This is a genomic window from Sulfitobacter guttiformis (assembly GCF_003610455.1).
In the GTDB taxonomy this organism is placed as follows: Bacteria; Pseudomonadota; Alphaproteobacteria; order Rhodobacterales; family Rhodobacteraceae; genus Sulfitobacter; species Sulfitobacter guttiformis.
Map to the genome: position 1 here is coordinate 2,347,136 of NZ_RAQK01000001.1, position 18,315 is coordinate 2,365,450.

At 54.5% G+C, this 18,315-nt stretch carries 16 protein-coding genes and 1 pseudogene; 10 read left to right on the forward strand and 7 right to left on the reverse strand.

What is annotated here, in order from left to right; all coding sequences use genetic code 11:
• Positions 1 to 176: 176 nt before the first annotated feature.
• Positions 177 to 954 (reverse strand): annotated as a pseudogene (locus C8N30_RS19615) (transposase); the annotation flags it as partial.
• A gap of 264 nt (positions 955 to 1,218) precedes the next feature.
• Between C8N30_RS19615 and C8N30_RS11425 the strand changes: the two are divergent.
• The 8 genes from C8N30_RS11425 to C8N30_RS11465 all read left to right on the forward strand — a co-directional run bounded on the left by C8N30_RS11425 (position 1,219) and on the right by C8N30_RS11465 (position 8,147).
• On the forward strand, positions 1,219 to 2,673 hold the full coding sequence (locus C8N30_RS11425) for an ATP-binding protein (RefSeq protein WP_025061108.1): 1,455 nt from the start codon (positions 1,219 to 1,221) through the stop codon (positions 2,671 to 2,673).
• Positions 2,670 to 3,350: a response regulator gene (locus tag C8N30_RS11430; protein WP_025061109.1), complete on the forward strand. Its 681-nt coding sequence runs from the start codon at positions 2,670 to 2,672 to the stop codon at positions 3,348 to 3,350. Before C8N30_RS11425 ends, C8N30_RS11430 begins: the two co-directional genes overlap by 4 nt.
• A 165-nt stretch (positions 3,351 to 3,515) precedes the next feature.
• Positions 3,516 to 3,923 (forward strand): hypothetical protein, encoded by a 408-nt coding sequence (locus tag C8N30_RS11435; protein ID WP_025061110.1) that lies wholly within the window; start codon positions 3,516 to 3,518, stop codon positions 3,921 to 3,923.
• Between the two features lie 318 nt (positions 3,924 to 4,241).
• The gene (locus C8N30_RS11445; protein WP_025061112.1) at positions 4,242 to 4,745 is read left to right on the forward strand and encodes a hypothetical protein; all 504 of its coding nucleotides are present in this window, start codon (positions 4,242 to 4,244) and stop codon (positions 4,743 to 4,745) included.
• A gap of 54 nt (positions 4,746 to 4,799) precedes the next feature.
• Positions 4,800 to 5,546 carry a hypothetical protein gene (locus C8N30_RS11450; protein WP_025061113.1) on the forward strand — a complete coding sequence of 249 codons (747 nt, stop codon included), beginning with the start codon at positions 4,800 to 4,802 and terminating at the stop codon, positions 5,544 to 5,546.
• Complete coding sequence (locus C8N30_RS11455; protein ID WP_025061114.1) at positions 5,543 to 5,749, forward strand: di-heme oxidoredictase family protein; 207 nt, start codon at positions 5,543 to 5,545, stop codon at positions 5,747 to 5,749. Before C8N30_RS11450 ends, C8N30_RS11455 begins: the two co-directional genes overlap by 4 nt.
• 38 nt (positions 5,750 to 5,787) lie before the next feature.
• A complete protein-coding gene (locus C8N30_RS11460; protein ID WP_198021464.1) occupies positions 5,788 to 6,957 on the forward strand; it encodes a YHYH protein in 1,170 nt (389 codons plus the stop codon).
• Between the two features lie 50 nt (positions 6,958 to 7,007).
• Positions 7,008 to 8,147 carry a patatin-like phospholipase family protein gene (locus C8N30_RS11465; protein ID WP_025061116.1) on the forward strand — a complete coding sequence of 380 codons (1,140 nt, stop codon included), beginning with the start codon at positions 7,008 to 7,010 and terminating at the stop codon, positions 8,145 to 8,147.
• Positions 8,148 to 8,231: 84 nt separating this feature from the next.
• Here the strand turns inward: C8N30_RS11465 and C8N30_RS19620 are convergent, their stop codons facing one another.
• The 6 genes from C8N30_RS19620 to C8N30_RS11500 all read right to left on the reverse strand — a co-directional run bounded on the left by C8N30_RS19620 (position 8,232) and on the right by C8N30_RS11500 (position 14,595).
• Positions 8,232 to 8,591 (reverse strand): hypothetical protein, encoded by a 360-nt coding sequence (locus C8N30_RS19620; protein WP_232222778.1) that lies wholly within the window; start codon positions 8,589 to 8,591, stop codon positions 8,232 to 8,234.
• A 69-nt stretch (positions 8,592 to 8,660) separates the two neighbouring features.
• On the reverse strand, positions 8,661 to 8,846 hold the full coding sequence (locus C8N30_RS19625; RefSeq protein ID WP_232222779.1) for a hypothetical protein: 186 nt from the start codon (positions 8,844 to 8,846) through the stop codon (positions 8,661 to 8,663).
• Between the two features lie 35 nt (positions 8,847 to 8,881).
• Positions 8,882 to 9,868, reverse strand: a complete 987-nt coding sequence (locus tag C8N30_RS11475; RefSeq protein WP_025061117.1) for a YHYH protein — start codon at positions 9,866 to 9,868, stop codon at positions 8,882 to 8,884.
• A gap of 584 nt (positions 9,869 to 10,452) precedes the next feature.
• A complete protein-coding gene (locus C8N30_RS11485) occupies positions 10,453 to 11,439 on the reverse strand; it encodes a Hint domain-containing protein (protein WP_025061119.1) in 987 nt (328 codons plus the stop codon).
• Between the two features lie 272 nt (positions 11,440 to 11,711).
• Entirely contained in the window at positions 11,712 to 12,407 is a 696-nt protein-coding gene (locus tag C8N30_RS19325) for a hypothetical protein (RefSeq protein ID WP_025061120.1), read from the reverse strand.
• A 793-nt stretch (positions 12,408 to 13,200) separates the two neighbouring features.
• Positions 13,201 to 14,595, reverse strand: coding sequence for an alpha/beta hydrolase (locus C8N30_RS11500; RefSeq protein WP_051567096.1), 1,395 nt, complete (start codon positions 14,593 to 14,595; stop codon positions 13,201 to 13,203).
• Between the two features lie 545 nt (positions 14,596 to 15,140).
• Between C8N30_RS11500 and C8N30_RS11505 the strand changes: the two genes are divergently transcribed.
• Both C8N30_RS11505 and C8N30_RS11510 read left to right on the forward strand, forming a co-directional pair.
• A complete protein-coding gene (locus C8N30_RS11505; protein WP_025061122.1) occupies positions 15,141 to 16,124 on the forward strand; it encodes a hypothetical protein in 984 nt (327 codons plus the stop codon).
• A gap of 690 nt (positions 16,125 to 16,814) precedes the next feature.
• The gene (locus C8N30_RS11510; protein WP_025061123.1) at positions 16,815 to 17,975 is read left to right on the forward strand and encodes a Hint domain-containing protein; all 1,161 of its coding nucleotides are present in this window, start codon (positions 16,815 to 16,817) and stop codon (positions 17,973 to 17,975) included.
• Positions 17,976 to 18,315 lie beyond the last annotated feature (340 nt).

The window sequence follows — 18,315 nt, forward strand, 5'->3', positions numbered from 1 at the left end:
CAAATTGATTGCGGGACCATGCCATTACCATGCTCGAATAACTCCACAGCCATGTCGTTGGAGTGCCTCCACCGTGTGGTTCAGTTTAATTTTATTGCATGGTCGGTCTCTGGTCTATCGGCATCATGCTTTCTGGCGCGGACGGACGGTAGCGCAAAGCGCTGTGCGGCATGACTGCGTTGAACCCTGATCACCAGCGCCTTCCTCATGAACTCATCAAAGATATTCAGCGTGCGGTAAACCCGCCTGTCATGCGTTCGATCCTGAACAAAGTCATAAGACCAAACATGGTTTGGCCGCTCCGCCTGCAATCGTCCGCAGAAGCCGTCGTTCAGCCAAAGCCGCCCCTTCTTGGACTGTTTTTGTGAAATTCTAAGCCCTTCTCGTCGCCAAATTCGTTCTACCGCTGCCCAGCAGTGGTTTGATTGCAAGCCACGAGAGAGGCACTTATGATTCATGTGCCAGCCACTGTTATTCAGCAGGCCCGTGAGCAAACGACAGCCGTATCGTCCGAACTCTTTCGTCAGTGCGACAATATCCTCGGTCAGCCGTTTTTCATCAAGCAGGCCGCATGGCACCTTGCGCTGCGTCGAATGATGTTGGCCGAGTGTGTGGCAAACTCTGCGCGCAGATACGCAGAGGGTTGGCCGCACGTGGTCAATGCATAGACGGCGACGCGAAGGGCTTAGAAGTTTCCCCATCCGGCCTCGGTGAGGATCATTTTCTCCAACGACAGATCCGCCAAGACACGTTTGAGGCGTTGGTTTTCAGTCTCAAGCTCCTTCAGCTGATCGCGGCCCATACCACCATATTCTTTGCGCCAACAATGATAGGTTTGAAACGTTACGCCGATTTGACGAACAGCCTCGGAAACCGACTTTCCTTGCCCTTGAAAAACTCAACCTGCCGAAGCCTCAGCACAATACCTTCTTGCTTTTCTCGTTCTGCAGCCATCGCTTAGTCCTCCTAAAACGGGATAATCATATCCCAATTGATGGACCACTTCAGTGTGGGCATTCCACCTGCGCTGTGTCTGGCATTGCTTTGGTGGGCCAATCTGTGCGCAGACTAATCTTTTCAGGTGCTTTGCGCTGGGATCAAGTCCACGCCAATGGTCAAAAGACAGAGTTTCTATGCGCGCTACCTTAAAGAGCTAAACTGTCGAATTGGATAAAAACCTGCATACATTCTGCACATTTTAATGTGATATCAGCCATTATGAAGAATATCCGCAGGTCTTTGTTCGCAAAAATATTTACCGCTATTGCTGCAACCGCTGTATTGGTGGTCATGGTTATGGCGCTGATAGTCGCGGTATGGATGCGGGATGGTTTTGCCCAGTATCTGCTTCGAGGTGAGCTTGCGCGGTTCGACGACCTGACATCTTCTTTGGCTTACGCACATCGGGGCGGTTGGACCGAGTTCGCGGATAATCAGCGTCAATGGAACGATTTTGTGCGCACGCATACCCCACGTCCGGGTATAGACAGCGGCCGGCCGCCTGGTCCTCCACCCGCCGGGCCGCCGCCAACGGCAGGTAAGCCGCCACCCTTTGGCGCAGGTGGTGAAGGCTTGAGACTGGATGAACGGCTTGTTCTACTTGATCGCGAGGGTATCCAGATTGCAGGCAATCCGGAACGCACGAAGGTGTTTGACCGTCGCCCGATTTGTACGCAGGGCGATTGTGCCGATGGAGAGGTTCTCGGCTATCTCGGGATGAACGCACCCGCTGCAGCCGAGAACGCCAGCGATGCTTTCTTTCTGCGAGGCCAGTACATGTCTCTCCTGCTGTCCGCATTGATTGCAATCCTCGTTTCAGCCGTTGCGGCCTATATCATCGCGCGCCAGTTGCTAGGGCCGATCAGGCGATTGGAAACTGGAGCAAAGGCAATGGCCCGGGGTAATTATACGGCGCGGATCAGGCAGGATCGCACGGATGAGTTGGGTCAGTTGATCGGCCACTACAACACTCTGGCCGCAACGCTTGAACAGACGGCAAAGGCCGAGCGGGAGTGGATATCGAACACCAGTCACGAATTGCAGACCCCCCTTGCGGTGCTGCGCGCCCAGATTGAGGCGCTTCAGGACGGGATACGCCAGCCCAATGTGAAGACACTGACTGAGATGCATACGGCGCTGATGCGGCTGTCCCGTTTGGTCCAGGACCTCAAAACGCTATCTTACGCACGCGAGGCAGAACTATCGGCCAATTTTGCCCGCGAAGACCTTTCAGGGATCGCAAGGGCGTCCGCCGAGACGGCGAGATCAAAGCTGGCCACGCAAGGGATCGATCTAAAACTTGATCTGACGGCCCAGATACTGATCGACTGCGACGGTGGGCAAATTGGTCAGGTCATCGATAACCTCTTTGAGAATGCGGGCAGATATACGGACGGACCGGGGCAAGTGCGCATAAGATTGCGGGAAGTAGAGGATTTTGCGGTTCTGACCGTCGATGACACGCCACCAGCGCCGCCGGATGCCGATGTTGACCGGCTGTTTGATCGCTTTTTCCGCGTGGAAGGGTCAAGATCACGCGCATCCGGTGGGTCGGGATTGGGTCTGTCTGTATGCAAAGTAATTGTCGAGGCCCACGGCGGCACGATTTCCGCTGCGCACTCGACCTTGGGCGGGCTACAAATCAAAATAAGTTTGCCTAAGGATACCGCATGACGGCGCCGCGCATCTTGATCGTAGAGGATGAGGTAACCCTCGCCGAAGTTGTACGGGATTATCTGATTGCAGAGGGTATGCGCGTCGACTTGCTGGCCGAGGGCACAGGCGCTGTCGAGATTGCTCACGCACAACAGCATGATCTGGTCATCCTCGACCTGATGCTGCCCGGTGTGGATGGCCTGACGATCTGCCGCGAACTCCGCAAAACATCCGATGTGCCGATCATCATGACGACCGCAAAGGTGGAGGAGATCGACCGCCTACTAGGGCTTGAGCTCGGGGCCGACGACTATTTGTGCAAACCCTATTCTCCGCGCGAACTTGTTGCGCGGGTCAGAGCGGTTTTACGCAGACGGCCCTCCGGTGGAGCGCTTGAAAATAACGTAAGTAATGCGCGCTTGGTGATTGATGCCGACAAATGGCAGGCGACGATTGATGGTATACAACTTGGCCTCACACGGCGTGAATTTTCGTTGCTGCAATCGCTTGTCGCGCGTCCTGGGCGAGTCTTTTCGCGCGACCAACTGCTGTCGCTGGCTTTTCCGGATGATACCGAGGTCTTTGACCGCACCGTCGACAGCCACATCCGGAATATGCGCCGAAAAATCGCTGCCGTCAGCAGTTGGGACCCCATTCGCTCGGTCTATGGTGTGGGCTATGCTTACGACGGTTAAAGCGGTCAGCGGTCGCTTTCCCACTGTCACATGAGCTGAAATTGGAACAGCAGGCGTTTTTTTGCTGTCTGCATTTTCACTGCATAATTGCTGCAAACTCACTTCTTAAAGAACGGGCAAACCGAACCTGTGAATGGCGAACCAACGCCAATACAGGAGAGTAAAATGTTCGTAGAAAAACTCAGAGCGATCTGTGCGCAGCCCGCAGTAAACCGAAAAATCCCGATCTACAGGTCGAGTGTCCCGCGAACTCAAGGCAACCAGAAGATCGTTCTTGCAACGACCTTCACCGTCGTCATTCTTGGTGCGCTCAACATTTCGGCTGTCCGCGCCGAGAGCCTTGCAGCGCCATTAGGCAAAAGCTTTTTGTTAGCTCAGTCTACGCCTGTCGGACAAAGCGACCGCGCTGGCCGACCACCCCGCGAAGCCATTGAGGCCTGCGCAAATGTAGATCCGCAGTCGCTATGTTCTTTTAACGGACGCAGCGGTGAAACAGTTCAAGGCAAATGTATGTCGACCAAAGCAGATGTCCCTTTGGCATGCGTGCCTGCAAATCCACCAAAGAACGGCTGAATTACACCCTTCTACCTTATTTCCAGCAACATCTCGGAAAGGAAAGCTCATGGGACCTCTCACAAAGCTGCCCGTATTTCTTTTTGCCTCGGCCATCGCTCTTTCCGATGGCCGGAAAGGTGCGTCTGCATCAGCCGTCCAAATCGCCCCATCTGAGATCCACATCGCTCTCTCGATTAAGCCTCAGAAGAAAGCAGATGCAAAGGTTTGGTCAAATAATCTTGCAGCCAAACTGTCAAAAACGGGAACAGGCCGCGAGGTATCGGAACAAGGTCGGACAATCGGTCGTCTGTCGCAAAGCAAAGAAAGGCGGGACATATGAAACAGCGATATCCGAGCGTCATTCCTGTCACCTTATTGACCTCTGCTCTCACGGCATTTTCGGAAGATACCCTCAAGCAAGTTGACCAACATCATCTTAATGAACAGGTGACCGATGGTCAGGGCAATGTCGCATATTTTGAGGCGTTCGAAGCAGGTGACGCGCTGTTTGAATTCGACTTTACCGCAACTCACGGGGTTGGCGCCAATATCGGCGAAGGCCGTCGCTTTACGCGGTTCCCGCGTGCCGATCTGGACGGAGATCAGGAATGGGCAAGCCATTTCCCGAAGCGTGAAGGCGGTGCAAATGCCACAAGCTGCATAAGCTGTCACAACGCGCCTTTTGCGAACGGGGCGGGAGGTGTCGCGATGAATGTGGTCCTTGATCCGGATCTCACGGGCGATCCAAGCCAGTATCTCGAAGGGAACACCACATCGCTGTTCGCACTTTCTACACCGCAACGCCTCGCAGAGGAGATGAGCGCCGAGCTATACCTCTAGCGCGAAGGTGCAAGGGATCTTGCCTGTTCACAAGGTGCAGCGAACGTAGCTCTTGTGACCAAGGAGGTCGAGTTTGGTACCTTGTCATTGACCCGCATCAATGCGGAGCCCTGCGAAGTAACAATTGATGCAAGTCAGCTGGCGGGTATCGATGCTGATCTGGTGGTTCGTCCGTTCGGCTGGAAAGGCAATCACGCCACAACCCGGTCGTTTACCGGTGATGCTGCGCACAACGAATTGGGGTTACAGGCAACCGAGTTGGTCGGCGCACAGGACGGCGACTATGATTGCATTATCAATGAGCTCAGTGTTGGTGATGTGACCGCAATCACCCTTTACATGGCGGCGCTCGAGCGGCCTGTCAGCACGGTTGAGCTTGCCGAGTTCGGGTTGATCTATCTCACAGATGTACTGAGCGCAGACATCGCCGCCGGAGAGCATCTGTTTACCGAAGCGGGGTGCAACAGCTGTCAGGTCTCGAGCATGAAAGTCGCCAACCCGACATTCAAGGAGCCAAGCCGCGCTGCCGGATACACCGATAATCTGTTTCCCGACGGGTCAAATCCCGGCGCGCACGGTCTGGGTTCTGATACCGCTATCACGTTAGACATGCGGCTTGACCCGCCGAACAATCAGGTCCTGTTGGAAGATGGCGGTGTGTACCATCTGGGCGCGCATGAAACTGACGTAAAAGGGAATGGGCGTGCGCGCTGGTTCTCCGACTTCAAACGCCATGACATGGGTCCCGCTCTGTCAGATCCGTCCGATCCGCTTGGGGTGTGGGCGCAGCTATGTTTATGACCCGCTCGCTTGCGGGCGTGGGCTCAACCGGCCCATGGTTGCATGACGGCCGCGCGACAACTCTGGATGAAGCGATCCCTGCCCATGCGGGTGAGGCGGCGGCCAGCCGACACGCCTATGCTGCGATGTCTGAGGCGGATGCCGCGAGGATCGTGACCTATCTCGAAAGCCTAATCTTGTTCAGTGCAGATGACGCGCACTGATGATCATGCCCCTTGAAAACAAACGATGGATACGCCTGATGACCCTCAAATCCTACCTATGGCCAAGCCTTCTGGCGCTCGCCTCTCTTGGCGCGGCACCAATGGCTCTGGCCCATCCCGACATCGATGAATTTTCGGAAACAGCCTTTGCAGAACAGCCACAAACCGTGGACTGCACATTGGAGAACGGCACAGCATCGACCTGTCATAAAATAACCGTCAATTACCTGCCCGAAGATTTAGAGATCGGACCCTTCTGTCCGACAAACTTGACGGATGCGGGTGGCATCTGGGAGTGGACAGGCGAGAACGCCAAACTCTACCGTGTGGATGAGGCCTTCTTGCGGATGCTCGATGATCTGGGCTACCGCTTCTTTGACGATGACGGGACTGTTCATGTGGTCGACGCGGCAACCGAGCAGCCCACAGTCGATCACGCCTGCATCAACGTCTCGCCGGACGAAAGCGTCGAGATCACGATGCTGCTGCCGATCACCCCTGTGATGGCCGACAGCCCGACCCCCTTGGGAACTGTATCCAAGGTTGGAGTGGCACTGAACGGTGTGCCGGTTTTCTCTGACGCGCCCAGCATCCAGCAGACAGGGCACATGCCCGCCCTTGATACCTGCGGGGGCCATATCGACCCCGGCGGATGGTATCATTGGCATGCAACGTCAACGGATATTGAGACGGTTTTCGCAGCGAATGGCGTCAGTGCCGACTGCGCATTGGAGCAAGATAGTGCTGCCCTGTTCGGGTATGCATTTGACGGATTTCCAATGTTTGGCAGCACCGAGGCTGACGGGACTGTCGCGGCCAGTCTGGACGCCTGCAACGGCCATGTCGGAATGACGTCCGCCGGTGAGACATACCATTATCATGCTACGGACGAGTTCCCGAACCTGCCCGCCTGTCTGGTCGGTGTGCAAGCTGCGGATAACTTCTCGACAACAGCTACCGCCGGTATTGGCGCAACAAGGCCTGCTGCAGAAGGACGCAATGAACCGCCGCGCGGTGGCGGTGCGCCCGGACAGATGCCGCCCGATTTCACGCAAGCCGCTGAGGCGCTCGGGGTGACACAAGATGACTTGATGCAAGCCTTGGGTGATCCCCGTTCGGGTCCACCTGACCTTGCTGCCGCCGCAAGAACGCTCGGTGTGCTCGAGGAGACCTTGCGTGGCGCCTTGCCCCCACCACCAAACCGCTAAAACAAGCGCTGAGCAGATGCGCCTGCTCGGGCTGCCTACAGGATTTTGACATGAGTGATACACGTTCTACCAAACTCTGCATCGGACGCAGGCACCTGCTGATCGGTGTGGGCGCAACCGCGCTTTCGGCCTGTACCAGTCGGATCGAGGCTTCAGCACGTGCGCCCGTGACCGCGGCGAATGATCCGTTATCCCGGTTTCGCTTTTTCGCCGATGATGGTCCCGAAGAGTGGCTGAAGCATTTGCACCCGCCGCAGTCTTCGTGGTCTGGCACAGGCCCACGCGTTCTGGCCCTGTCCGGCGGCGGGGAGGATGGCGCATTCGGCGCAGGCGCGCTCGTAGGGTGGTCGGCACGCGACGACAGACCGGATTTTGATCTGGTAACCGGCATTTCGACAGGTGCTCTGATTGCCCCGTTTGCTTTTATGGGACAGGACTATGACGATGTTCTCACCCAAGTCTTCACGCAAACGGATGCAAGCGATATCATGCGCTTGCGTCCGTTTCAGGCGATATTTAGTGACGCTCTTTATGACACCACGCCCCTTGCGGAATTGATCGCGGAATTCACGCCGCCTGCCTTCCTTCAGGCTATCGCAAAACGGCACGCGGCAGGCAACAATCTGCTTGTTGTTACCTCGGAACTTGACAGTGCCCGGGCCTCGGTCTGGGATATGGGCGCGATTGCGCAAGCGGGGCAATATAATCTGTTTCGCAGCATCATGCGCGCCTCTGCGGCGTTGCCAGGCTTCTTTCCGCCCGTCAATCTGAGCTTCACATCGGGCGGCAAGACCTATTCCGAGACCCACATCGACGGGGGCGTCCACATGCAGTTTCTGGCTGTGCCAAGCTTTGCCTTCACAACGCCGGATCAGGAGCTGGAAGGCGGGCATATCTACGTGATTATTAACAACACGCTCAATCCCGCTCCAGCATCGGTCGGGCGGTCTGCATTGGGCATATCGCAACAAGCACTCACAACGACAGGCCGGGCAAGTGCGCTGTTGCAAGTTAACGCAACACAGTTGTTTGCGCGCGAAAAAGGGCTGCGTTTTTCCGTAACCTCGATCGATCCAAATGCGGGTGTTCAGTATGATCCGTCGGATCGATTTTCATCCACCTATATGAAGGCGCTGTACCGGCACGGAATAGAGCGTGCGCAAAATGGCTCGCTCTGGACAAATAGTTAAGAGAAATGCGTTGTTCACTTAAGGCGCTGACAAAAAGATACGGGCATGCAACGCATGCCCGTTGGAGTTTATCGAAGAGACTGCTTAGTTCGTGGCAAAGCAGTAGAACAGGCCATCACCGCCTGTAGCCTGCAACGCTTCCATGCCACACCCACGCGACGGATGCGCAGAGTTCCATGCCGTCGGATGATCACCGCCGCCCGTGCGGTCGTGGTGACCGACCATCGCAGAGCCTCCGCCGCTTTTGGTCCAGCCTTCGCATGCGTCGCCAACCAGATTTCCGTCGAGGTCGGAGCCGGTCAGGATGTCATGGCGGTTGGGCGTATCGCCACGGCCGCTGATCACGGCACCTGTTTCGGAGATCGCCGTCTCCTTGGTCAGGTTGTTGCTGTCGCTGTGCAGATCATGAACGCTTTGCGCGACGATGACACCCGCGGCGTTCATCCACGGGCCGGTTCCAATCCGGTCGCGCGCGTTATGCTCGGCCGACGACAGGTAGGCGGCCCATGTCTTTCAGGTAACGCCCGCCGCTTCTGCGAGAGTGGTGCAGTAGGCATCAGCACCCTCCAAGCCGCCCAGATCAGCCCCGTTTCCGGGATTCACGCTGGTGAGGAAAAAGCTCATATCGGCGTCCTGTGCCGATGCGATGGTTGCGCCTGTCAGAGACAGGGCGGCGGTGAGCATTAGTTTGGCGATCATGATGATCTTCCTTTGAGGTTTTGGTTGGAGGTTGTTCAGTGGCGCGGTGGTCGGGCCGTTGCATCACATACTGCGGTCGGATCATCCGAGACACAGCCATATTCCGCGCTCATACAGCCAAGGATCGCGTTCGATCCCGGATCACCTGCATGGTAGTGATAGCCCAGATCATCCGTCTCATGCCCGTTGCAGCGGTCAAGCGCGGTCGGGGTTGAGCCATCCGTCATGTTTTGCGCAAAGATTTGGTAGCCGTCCATGGCGATGCCAATTTGACCGCCGTGGTCCGACAAATCCGAAAGTGCAGTCAGGCAATCAGTCACAGCGTGGTAATGATATCCCGCATGCAGGTTCACATGCCCGCCGCATACATCAAAGGGGGCGATTGTATAGGCGCCCAAGATCGCGTCAGTCGGGGCTGCAGCGGCCAGAGAAACGCCATTGCGCGCAATACCTGCTCCCGCAAAGCCGAGACTGCGCCCGCGCATAAGCGGCTGGGGCTCAAGAGGGATCACGTAGGTTTGGGTGGAACCCTCGGGCAGGTATTCGAACAGAAATTGCAAACAGTGGTTGGTGTAGGCCGGGTCGACATCGGGACGCGCGGCGGCAAGGCATGCTTCAAGGCTGTCCGTTACATTGAGCTTGCCCGATGACGGGTCAAACAACTGCCATGTGTCGTCGTCATAGAATGTGGACAGATTTTGCATGAACGCACCATCGGCTACATGGACCTTACCGTCTTCCAGCCAGATGCCGCTTTTGTCCGGCCCCTCTGTAATATCGGTCGGACACCACGGGCCCGGGGTATAACTGGACGGCTCTGCAATCACAGTGATCGAGAAACAAGTTGCCTTGGTTCCGCCCGAGAGCCTGCAATCCACCAACGCCGGTCCCGCAACGACTTGCGCTGCGTCAAAGAAACTCTGGACCTCCTCAAGCGTGGTTTGCGCCTGCACTTGGAGCGGAAGTATAATTACCGCTGCTACGGTTGCGAGGGCGGTTCGGTGCAGTTTCGGGAAATCCATGCTGCTCTTCGCTTGATGATTGCCGCTCTTATACGGGAATACCGCAATTTCCCGTCGCTGAATAATTCTTCGGGTTGTCTGGAAAGCAAAACTCTGCCGAATTCGTGCGCCGACCCTCATACAGTTTTGGACCCATAGGCGCTGACGTCAGACACAATGACGCGCTGTAGTGCAGCATCCAGGGTGGGCGCTGGATGTCAGCTAAGGGCCCTCTCTATTCAGGCTGGCAAGGTGTGCAATCACCGAGCCAGCCCTAACCGACACCTGAGCAGCATACCCAGGAAAGGCTGTGGCCCGGCTATCATGCAGTGTGCGGGTCATGCAACTGCGCATAGAGGGCCGCTTGTTGAAGGAGAAATTAGAAGACCAGTTAATGTTTGCTTCTGGGAAGCTGCAGCGCGGCATGCGATGGCCGGTCAAAGTCTGCAAAGGGGCGAATGTAGAAGCCGTCACGAAGGGCGGAAAGCGGTCACTCGCTGCAAGTGTAAAAATCTCAGTACAACAGTCTTTAATGCGCCGTTCGCTCTGGCTTCAATGGTAGTGTCACAATTGCTGAATATGACTTTCAGCGATAGGCGCTGGCGTCAGGCCGCGAGAAACTGCCCGAGTTGAGCGCGTATAATGGGGCGGGCCGCTTTCACCGCAGTAAACTGTTGCCATTCAAATTCAGTCAGCGTTGATCGCAGATCACAATCTGCTTGCTTGGAAACAGCCTGCATAGACTGAACACCCAAGAAAAGGCTTTCTGACAGTAGACCACTGGTCTCGACGATATGGTGGCCCTCCAGCAGAAGGTGGAAGTAGGTAATCTCGGTACACTCTTTTTCTTCATAAATCATGATACCGTCGACAAGCGCCTTCACGGGCACAAGGACCTCTGCCTCGCCGAAATACAACTCAGCCCATTTGCCGCCGATTAGCACCCGATGGTTCGGAGACAGAACAACATCTTTCTCAGGTCGTCCTTGCCCAAAAGCTCCTGATCGAACCCGCACCGGCCTGAGGTTTTCCCACCGTCGTAATTCCCGTGCGCCCATATCTGTGCGTCCCAGCCACTTCAGCGGAACAAATCCCGCGTCAAGAGTACGGATCAGATCCCCAACACATAAGGTTTCGATGGCTTGCGCCCCTTCGCTGGTTTCGATTTCAGTGCCCTTGGCAAAACAAATGATGATCGGAGACGGATCAGACGTGAAGTCCTTCTCGCCCCCATCTTTTGCATAAATAGTCGCTGAATAAGTCCGACCGTCAGCGCCTATATAATCAAACGTGTATTCGTCCGGATTGTCCGGGTCGACGTACCGATTGAATGCGCCCTGCAAATTGATGATGTCGGTTGGGTCGTAATGGTGAATATCGATACGAAGCCCGTTTTGGCTGAACGTGGACAAATCGATTGTGATCTTGTCGGAGTGATTGTCGTTTTCGAGAAAGAGCTTAATCTTGCTCACACTTTCGTTTGGGTTAGCAACAATAGTTGTGTCGCCACCGCCAAAAATGTCGATGGAAACGTTGTCATTTTGCCCGACAACAGTGGTCATGCCACTTTGCGTAACGTTAATTTTTGCCATCTGCTCAATATCTATTACCTGCATCTGCGGCAGGTATTAACGATATTAGTAGTCACGTAAGACGCTTTCAGCAAGTCGGCTCGTCTGCTCGTCTAAAAATGAGTGTTATGCGTGGTAATTTCTTCACATATCGCAGCGCTCGATCAAATTCCAACGAAAGACAGAACGTTGCGTGGCAAATCCAGACGGGCCTGAAGCGGAGTCTTCAGTTTCGTTTCCCGAAACGAGGCGCATGCAAAGCCATCATGAAGGACCTTTTGTGGTCCAAAAGTTCAGATCATCGCAGCGCCGAGTGTTTCCCGTTCGCCGATCGCAGCTTCGATAAGAGCAGACGCCTCTTCCAGACCAGCTATTAACTCACTCATGGTTGGTCGGCTTCCCGGACAGCGCTTGCTCAGGGTGATTGGAACAGCACTTACTTGGCGCGACTTATATCGTCCCGCAAGCCAGTCATTCACATCAGTGGAACAGGCGTTTTGGCCTGCGGGTGGCTCATAATGCCCAAGGCACCAATCGTTCGCGTCCAACGGCTTGATTGTATTTAATGGGCGTAGCGCTCTGACGATGTCTTGTCTAATTGGTTGTCCGCCAAACGGTAGACGGCGACCAAGCGTCACGCCTGTCTTACTAAACTCAATAAAAAGCTCTGTGTGCCCCGCCGAATGATCCTGTGTCGCGCCAAGACCAAATTCAAGCCAAAAGCGTTGCGGAGTTTTGCGCACACGTGTCGTCGGTCTGATTTCCGGTATGGTGCGAAAATGAGTGAGCCCATATGCTTTCAATCGGCTCGCTAGCACATCTGCGACCCGCTCGAGCGCCGAAGCTGCTTTTCTGACTGCAAGATGATCTGCTGATAGCATAACCTCCCGAACAGAGGTGTGCTTACAAAACATATCGTAAATAAGACCAAGGTCAGTCTCGTATCGACCCTCCCGGCGCCTGACGGATAATTGGTTTTCAGCCATCATTTGGTCTCCGGACATCAGTCTGTTCCACAATTTTCCGGAAACTTGCGCTGCATTTGAGACATGAATTGGATGTATTGATGTTTATTTTAAGAACGGCTTCGTGCAAAGTGAGGACTGGCCACCGCACCGCACAATCCAAGCATATTGGTATATTGTGACGTGAGGGTACGCGTGAAAACGCCTTGGCCGGAGAAATTCGGATCCTACGATCAACGGATCTTCCATCCACTTCGCCACCGAGGCGCGGGGGCCTTCGGAAATCTCGAACCGCACCGGTTTTTGGGTTTTGCTTTGCAACACCGATACCCTTTCTTTGATCCGCACAAGATCCCACCAGCGCAGTTTGCTATCAATGACCATTTTGAACAGAGCCAGATCGTGATGGTTCTCCGCAAGTTCCAACCTGATACGGATTGCCAGACATGTTTGGGCTTCAGTGGACGTTTCTGGCTGACAATGTGCACCTTGTTCAAAGCGGGGCGAAGTGCGCAAATGGCCGGTAGGTTTGGTGTTTCCATGATAGAACCCCCGATCCGCCATACCCTCCCGCATCGACAACCCGACGTTGGCACTGCATCATATCCCGAAATACTGCACTGAATCCGAGGTCCGCTCCGGGTCTAAAATGCCCATTGCGGCATCGCATTCGAATGTAAGCTTTGGGCTTACCAAATTTGGAAACTGATCGTTGCTCGAACGATTTGAAGCTCGATTACCACAGTCCTTGCCGTAGCTGACTGCTGTGGATGGTAAATTATATAGCAACGGAACAAGCATCAGGCGCGCAGGGCGGTCAAACTTGAAAAAGTGGAAAGCTGACACCGAGTGCCCAAGCCAGGACCAATCCCAAGGCCAGACCAGAGGACAGGGGGCCGACACGGGTCGCGGTCTGCCTCCCCATTATGCCGAAGACAATATAGAATAGGACGAGGACAGGCGCGATCAGGAGCAGAAAAAACAGCGCTTCAAAATCAAGTGCGACAGCGATCCCAAGAGAGGTCAGGAAGCTTAATCGCGTCAAGAAACGCCTTAAAAATGTCTGGCTCACTGTTAAGACGGAATCTGCAACCATGTAGGGGACGGCGCCAATTGCCATCGCGGCGATGATCCAGAGCCGACCACCTGTAGGCCAGAAATTCGCAGCATATCGGTCCAGCGCGAAACCGAATACAGCACAGGCCAGCAGCAACACACCAAGTGCTGGCAAGACGGGTGGACCTACGGAGATGCGAAAAATTCGTAAAATGGCGAGTTGAACAACGCCAAACACAAGCAGGTGCAACACCAGATAATCTGCTACAAGAACGGGCAGGATATCTGTATTGAGCGTGACTGCTAATATTGGGGCAACAAACATTGGCACCAACAAAACCAAAGCAGTCTGTCCAATGGTCAATGTCATGACGGCATAGGCACGTTTCGTTAGCAGCTTGGACACGGGATGGAAGATTACCACCAGCCCAGCCAATAACCCAAGAATGGCCCAACCCGTAGGCAAAATAGAAATGTCCGATTTTCGCCTATAGGCTTTGTCGATCCAAGCCAGCGCTTCGCTTCGTGCAACACGGCTTTGCAGGATTGATACGTGCTCGGAAAAAGGTGCGGCAACCATTCGACGTGTAACGGAGCTATTTAATGCGGTTTCACCCTCGACTGCGGCTGCGTCAACCATTTGCAAACTTGTCCGCGCAAACGCCCGCAACCCTGGCTCCCATTCACCGGCTAACAACAACAGCTCGTCTGGCTTCGAAGCATCAATCTCCTGCGAAAATGCCGAGATTAAAACAATCGGCCCGACATCAGAGCGCTCTGCCGCAACACGCACCAGAATGTCGGTCGCCATAGAATGACCTAAAAGCGCAATTGCCTCGTCATCCTGAGTGACCGCATCTATCACCTTATTGGTTTGCTCGACCAATAGCCTTGTGGTGCCATCTACCGATGATACGTCGCCCGACATTGGCAATGTATGACGTCCATGGCCCAGAAAATCGAAAGCATAAACGCGGTAACCTGCTCTTGCGAGTGGCAGGGCATATCCTTGCATCATCTGCTGGGAGCCTGCAAAGCCGTGTGCGATAACAACGACGGGGCCATTAGCGCCTGCTTTCGTATAATGGCTGATCGGTGTATCTGCGACCTCAAGGCGTGAAAAATCTATGTCTTGGCGTGCTTTCTCCAAAACCATCAAAGAGGTGAGTATCAGTGCCAGAGCAAAAATGAGCTTCAGGATTTTTGCCTCCTTGTTGGTGCAATGCAGGTATGTCGTAATACTGCCGAACGCGCTTTCGATTTCATACTAAATTACATGATCAGTAAATTCCTCATTCTTCAGAATGTCAGGATCTTCAAACCATCTGAAACCAGTCATTCGCGCAGCCGCAGTGAAAGCTCACTCTGTCAGCCGACCGACGTTTGAGCCAACAAACCGCTGCAAGATGGGCGAAAGGCTGTAATGACGGGTCGCAACCCAGCAGTTGGACCCAGTGGTGAAGGTCCGCAATGGGCGGTTCGTGACGGTCGTTGTAGGACAAGCCGCTCCGGCTTTTATGCTGAGTTTTGGTTTAGGTTAAATCGCGAGTTGTGTCTGCTTGTCGGATGCAGCGGAACCTTATTCATGCTCCATTCGTTTGTCAGTGCCATGGAGCATTAGTGATGTTCATCCCGACATGTCAACGATTTGAAGATCAGCACAGTCTGTTTGATCCGCCACACTAATATGAAGATCCAATGATGAGATACACCCCCCTCGCACTTGCAACAGTCCTTGTCTGCGCTACCACGCCAGCCTTTGCGACAAGCATTTCGATTCCAGTTTCTGCCCTTTCCGTTTTGACCGTGCAAACAATTCAGAACGAACAGATCGTTATGGTCAAGAATGACAAGGATAAGGGCCAGAAGAAAGACAATAAAAACAAACCGAAAAAGGTCAAAAAAGACGATAAGGTGGAAAAAAGTAACAAGCCAAGCAACAAGCAAAGCAAGAAATCCGATACGGCTAACAAGAACAAGCCCGACAAGATCAACGTTAAAGCCAAACGATCAAAAGAAGATCGGGTTCGCATTTCAAATGAAGTCCTCCGGGTGCTTGCGCCCCAAGGGCGCGACATGAGTGTGCTGCTTGGCGCCGCGCCGCTCGCGCTGTTGGGTTCTCAGATCAGTTTCCCCGATGTCTCTGACCAGCAACTCCTGACATATCGCAACTGCCCCCCGGGCCTCGCAAAAAAGGACCCGCCCTGCGTGCCCCCTGGGCTTGCCAAAAAAGGCGTTACGTATGATGAATGGGTAGCGTACGATGACAATCAGCTTGACGATATCTACCTTGAACAGCGCGACGACTATCTCGACCGTGACGTGGTTCTTGATGAGGATACTTTGCTGCTCAGCTCGGACCAGATCGCATCGCTCTACGGGCTTCGCCCCGCATCATCAGGCAACCGCTATGCTTTGATCGATGGCCAACCTGTTTTGCTGACGAACCAAGATTACACGTCGCTTCTGCGGATCAATGATCTGGCGCGGGTTGAAAACCTTCCCGCAGGGCTTCGTGTCGCACCCACGGCGGCGCTAACGCAGAGAGAATTGCGCCAAACCTACAAGCTGCCGGAACTTGAGCCGGGATTTAACTATGCCGTCGTGAATGGTGAACTGGTGACCTTGGAAGACAGCGCATTTGAAACTTTGCAATTGATCCGCATCGCACGCGCCATCTTCTGATCTCTACCTATCACTATCAAAAAGGGGGCCGGTGGACGAGCCCCCTTTCTCAACTTCAGATTTGTCCTTATGGCAACTTTTTTACCCGATCGCTCATTTGAGGCACCACGCTTAAAAGCAGACTTGTGCAAATCTACAGCGCACTGACGCTTTGTCCCGCTCTGGCGACCTCCACCCGCCGAAAATGCTGCAAGATGGACGAATGGCCGTTCTGGTGAAGCTGCACCGCACCGCTGCGCCACAAGGCGAACGGCAGGTCAGGGCCCGACGCTGCAGGATCGTAGAAACGTCAAACTTTGCAATGAGGCGCGCAAAGTTATGCGCTTACTTGGCGCAATCTCAAGCGCGCAATAAATCGCCAACGCTATTCTTATCTGGAAACTGAAGCGTAAAACTGTGGGCTTTATCGTAGCTGGACATAGCGGCGTATCAACGAACGGTGATAGTGGCAGGTTCATATTTCTGCCTGTCTTGCTTCTTCTCTGGCAGCAGCAAGACAGTCTTGGAATTGCGCTGAAGTTTGACCGTTTAAGGAAACAGCGACGCAGCGCATGAGCACAGTGCGAGGGCGGTCAAACTGGGCGCAAAGGTCGCTCGTATTGCAACCATCTTTTTTTTGGTAAACCCTTCCGTTGACAGTCTTTTCATTCCTTCTCCGGTAGTGTTCCTTGAAATGTGAGGAACGAAAGCATGCCAGGCTATTTTTCCGAAATATCTTATGGCGATGCCATAAGCAAAGACTTCATCGAAATCGCTGTTCCTTCGGGAACGGATATTTCGGCATGGACTGTTACGATGTACGACGCTGCGGGTGCCGTGCGCGGCACCTATGTGCTTGGCGAACTTGTAACCACAGTTGCGGGAAAAGACGTATACGTCATTAACGGTTCGTCTCCCTCATTTAGCAACCTGCGCGCGACAGATGGGCTGTCGTTGACGGATAACACGGGAACGGTGTTGCAGTTCGTCAGTTTCGAAGGAACCGTTATCAATGCGACGGCAGGTCCGGCTGCCGGGCTGACCAGTACCGATATCGGCTCTACCGGCAACAACAACACGTCACTCGAAACCAGCGACCGAGGGGCGAGCTACGCACCTCAAAGTACGACTAACGAAGGCACGATTTCATGCTACGCCCCCGGTACGCTGATCGACACGCCGGGCGGGCCCCGCGCGGTGGAAACGCTGCACCCCGGCGATCTGGTGCTGACTCTGGATCATGGCCCACAGGTTATCCGCTGGACCTGGAGCGGTGATCAGCCGCTGGAAGACGCCCATGACGATGACAAGCCAGTGCAGATCAAGGCCGGTGCCTTGGGCCACAACCTGCCCGCCGCAGACCTGATCGTGTCGCCGCAACACCGCATCCTCGTCGGTGGGGGCGAGGCATTGCGCCAAGTCTTTGCCAATCAAGCATTTGTACCCGCAAAAGCCCTGACGGCGCTGCCGGGTATCCGACACATGAAGGGTAAGGCCTGGATCAAATGGGTTCATTTTGCCTGTGAGCGGCACGAAGTTGTCACCGCAAATGGCTGTCTGTCGGAAACGCTCCTGCTCGGGTCGATAGTCGTGAACGGTTTATCAGCCGCCGAGCGTCAGGCCGTGACCGATATCTTCGGGCCTGCCCATACACCCGACGCTGGCCTGAACGGGCCGCCCGCGCGCGAATTCCTGACGGTGGGCGCAGTCAAACGCCAGCTTGCCAAGCACCTAAAAGACAAGGGGCCGAGCTTGGCCAAGGAAATCCACGAATGGGATCGCGACCTTGCGATGGATAAATACGAAGCTGAATACCGCAGCGGAGCGGAATCAGTAGCTCAACCCCACGAGAAGGCCCGCCGAATAGCATAGGCACGTTTTGGCTCGACAGTGCGGACAGACCGGACGGTGACCCATGAGCATTGCAGCTGCGCGTTTCATGGTGTCGAAAGGCAGGTCTGTTCGTAGTGATATCCTGAGAAATCGGTTTGACCCTTTCCCTGATATTTTTCTCGGAAGCCTCTTGAGGAAATAGTAACTTCTGCCCCGCCTCATTAAACAAGTAGCACGTTTGGAGTGTGACCAGTTATTCATGTAGGTTTCGCTAATGGTGGGCTGTATCCCATTGTGTATCCCATTTTGAGAGGTTTGGGATACACGTTCAGCGGTAGAGGGCGAAAAGCCCTTGTTTACTTTGTATTCTGAAGAAAAG

Excerpts from the sequence above, each read along its gene's own strand:
- C8N30_RS11425 (WP_025061108.1), top strand. The coding sequence starts at position 1,219 with ATGAAGAATATCCGCAGGTCTTTGTTCGCAAAAATATTTACCGCTATT.
- C8N30_RS11430 (WP_025061109.1), top strand. The coding sequence starts at position 2,670 with ATGACGGCGCCGCGCATCTTGATCGTAGAGGATGAGGTAACCCTCGCC.
- C8N30_RS11435 (WP_025061110.1), top strand. The coding sequence starts at position 3,516 with ATGTTCGTAGAAAAACTCAGAGCGATCTGTGCGCAGCCCGCAGTAAAC.
- C8N30_RS11445 (WP_025061112.1), top strand. The coding sequence starts at position 4,242 with ATGAAACAGCGATATCCGAGCGTCATTCCTGTCACCTTATTGACCTCT.
- C8N30_RS11455 (WP_025061114.1), top strand. The coding sequence starts at position 5,543 with ATGACCCGCTCGCTTGCGGGCGTGGGCTCAACCGGCCCATGGTTGCAT.
- C8N30_RS11460 (WP_198021464.1), top strand. The coding sequence starts at position 5,788 with ATGACCCTCAAATCCTACCTATGGCCAAGCCTTCTGGCGCTCGCCTCT.
- C8N30_RS11465 (WP_025061116.1), top strand. The coding sequence starts at position 7,008 with ATGAGTGATACACGTTCTACCAAACTCTGCATCGGACGCAGGCACCTG.
- C8N30_RS19620 (WP_232222778.1), bottom strand. The coding sequence starts at position 8,591 with ATGAACGCCGCGGGTGTCATCGTCGCGCAAAGCGTTCATGATCTGCAC.
- C8N30_RS19625 (WP_232222779.1), bottom strand. The coding sequence starts at position 8,846 with ATGATCGCCAAACTAATGCTCACCGCCGCCCTGTCTCTGACAGGCGCA.
- C8N30_RS11475 (WP_025061117.1), bottom strand. The coding sequence starts at position 9,868 with ATGGATTTCCCGAAACTGCACCGAACCGCCCTCGCAACCGTAGCAGCG.
- C8N30_RS11485 (WP_025061119.1), bottom strand. The coding sequence starts at position 11,439 with ATGGCAAAAATTAACGTTACGCAAAGTGGCATGACCACTGTTGTCGGG.
- C8N30_RS19325 (WP_025061120.1), bottom strand. The coding sequence starts at position 12,407 with ATGATGGCTGAAAACCAATTATCCGTCAGGCGCCGGGAGGGTCGATAC.
- C8N30_RS11500 (WP_051567096.1), bottom strand. The coding sequence starts at position 14,595 with ATGGTTTTGGAGAAAGCACGCCAAGACATAGATTTTTCACGCCTTGAG.
- C8N30_RS11505 (WP_025061122.1), top strand. The coding sequence starts at position 15,141 with ATGAGATACACCCCCCTCGCACTTGCAACAGTCCTTGTCTGCGCTACC.
- C8N30_RS11510 (WP_025061123.1), top strand. The coding sequence starts at position 16,815 with ATGCCAGGCTATTTTTCCGAAATATCTTATGGCGATGCCATAAGCAAA.